At 37.1% G+C, this 2,235-nt stretch carries 1 protein-coding gene and 1 pseudogene; both read left to right on the top strand.

Features of this window, described 5'->3' with window-relative positions; genetic code table 11:
- Positions 1 to 170: pseudogene (locus AS180_RS22555) on the top strand (IS4 family transposase); the annotation flags it as partial.
- Between the two features lie 345 nt (positions 171 to 515).
- Positions 516 to 2,165, top strand: a complete 1,650-nt coding sequence (locus tag AS180_RS11730; RefSeq protein ID WP_062686842.1) for a sigma-54 interaction domain-containing protein — start codon at positions 516 to 518, stop codon at positions 2,163 to 2,165.
- The last annotated feature ends 70 nt before the right edge of the window (positions 2,166 to 2,235 follow it).

The following is a 2,235-nucleotide window of genomic DNA, read 5'->3' on the forward strand; positions in this document are numbered from 1 at the left end:
TTCAAAACCAAGTGTTTATCGCACTGATTGTTTTTTGCCTAAATGTAATTGCGCAAATCGAAACAAAAAGTAAGCGAAAAACGCTACAGATTAGCCGTTTTTTAAGGGCTTCGTTATGGAAACCGGCACATATCTGGATACGAAAGATTAAAGGAAAAACCGTTCCTTAAAAATAAATTGTCGTCGTCGCACAAGTCTAATTGTACATAATTTCCAAATGGATGGAGCCACCTTTAATAAGGTATTTACTTTTTTGGCTCTAAACAGGAAAAAACATTAAACTGAAAATTGCGTCAACATTTATGCAACACTAGTGATAATGGAACTGAATAGTATTGGACTGTTCAAATTTTCCTTATTTCTTCATCTCTCCTTTGTATACCCAGTCTGAGCAAATATATAATCCCATTGCGAATTAGCTGGAAAATCGGACAAAAGAAGCGCTTTGCGACCTTATAAAAAGTGTGATACATTTAATTAAAAGTAAGAATATGAAAGGGGTTTAGTACAATCCAATGAGCTCAATTAAAATAAACGACTCCTTTATTTTAACCAGTCCATCTACATCCATATCCCAAATAAAATCGGAACTTTCTAACTTTGAATATGTCATCGTTTTTGATAAGCATTATTACATCTTTCATACAAAAGAACAGTTTGCCCTCCAGAGTGCTTCGATGAGCATGCCTATTATTGATTGGATTCACAAAACCAACTGGTCTCCTTCTACTATCTCTACTTGGCTTGACCTCAAAACATCAAAGGTTAACTGGGAGCGCCCAGTTCTTATTCAAGCATATGAAACTAATTCTATTCACGGTGTACTTCACCCTTCTGACTGGATTCACTATCTACAAGCTGAAAATGAAGATGTTTTCTCTTATTTTGAAACATTAGGAGAGACGATTAACGACGCCGTAACCGTTGTTGACGATAAAGGGAAAGTAGTGCTATGGAATACCGCCGCTGAAAACACTTACAAAATTGCAAAACAAGCAATTGTTGGCGAGTTCATCAATACGTATTTCGATGATGAGTCCATTGTGCTACATAAAATCTTAAACGAAGGTCGACCGATTCGGGGAGCTTACCATAAGCCAAATAAAGAAACGCACGTGTTAGTGAATGCTTCTCCTATTGTAAAAGGCCATAAAGTTATTGGTGCAGTGGCAACTGAGCATGATATTACCAATATTATTCGACTGCACGAAGAAGTGGAACAAGACCCACTGATAGGAGATAAGAGCTTATTTTCTTCTATTATTGGCGAGAACTCTACCCTTGAAGAAGAAATTGAAATGGCTAAAAAAGTTTCGTCTACAAATATTCCTATTTTATTAACGGGTGAAGTAGGATCTGGAAAAGAGCTTCTTGCTCAAGCTATTCATTATGATAGCACAAGGCGAAATGAACCCTTTATTACGCTAAACTGCGCAACCATTCCTCCCGGCCTCATTGATATGGAGTTATTTGGATATCAACAAGGCGTGTTTTCACAGCCTACAACCGATAAAAGGCCTGGGAAATTAGAGCAAGCAGCAAACGGCACCTTATTTATTCAAGACGTTCACAAGATGCCTTTAGACGTTCAAATTAAACTGTGTGACTATCTGGAAAACGCCGCTTATTACATGACGGGAAGTAATGAGCAAGTTCAGGTTAATACAAGAATTATGGCTTCAACCTCTGTACTGTTAGAGAGCTTAATTGAACAAGGAGAGTTTTATGAAGGTCTCTATTATCAACTAACGGTCATTAATATTCATATTCCACCGTTAAAAGAGCGTCAGAATGAAATTCCAACGCTCATTACACAATTTATTGAAGAATTCAGCACAAAGCACGAAAAGATAAAACCAACTCTTGATGAAGAAGTGGTTGAAACGCTTTGTCATCACGATTGGCCTGGTAATGTAAGAGAACTTCGAAATACCATTGAACGGTTAATTTTACTTAACGATTTGCCAACTATTACAGCACAGCATTTACCAGCTGAGTTAAAACGCCAAATCACTCTTCATGAACCCTTGAATGAAACCTCATCTGAAAAGCAGCTCATTCAAGATACGCTAAAAAGAACCTATGGTAATAAGAGCGCCGCAGCTGATTTATTAGGGATTTCAAGAGGAACATTGTATAACAAAATTAAAGAATATGGTTTGTAACGAAAAAGAGTTTGGGACATAACAAAATGATGGCTTCTAAAAGACGAACACTAGCTGTTCCCATCTCTTT

Origin of the sequence: Priestia veravalensis (assembly GCF_001457055.1) — a bacterium.
Lineage (GTDB): Bacteria > Bacillota > Bacilli > Bacillales > Bacillaceae_H > Priestia > Priestia flexa.

What these genes read in the sequence shown, in the direction of transcription:
- AS180_RS11730 (WP_062686842.1), top strand. Translation starts at nt 516, where the DNA reads ATGAGCTCAATTAAAATAAACGACTCCTTTATTTTAACCAGTCCATCT.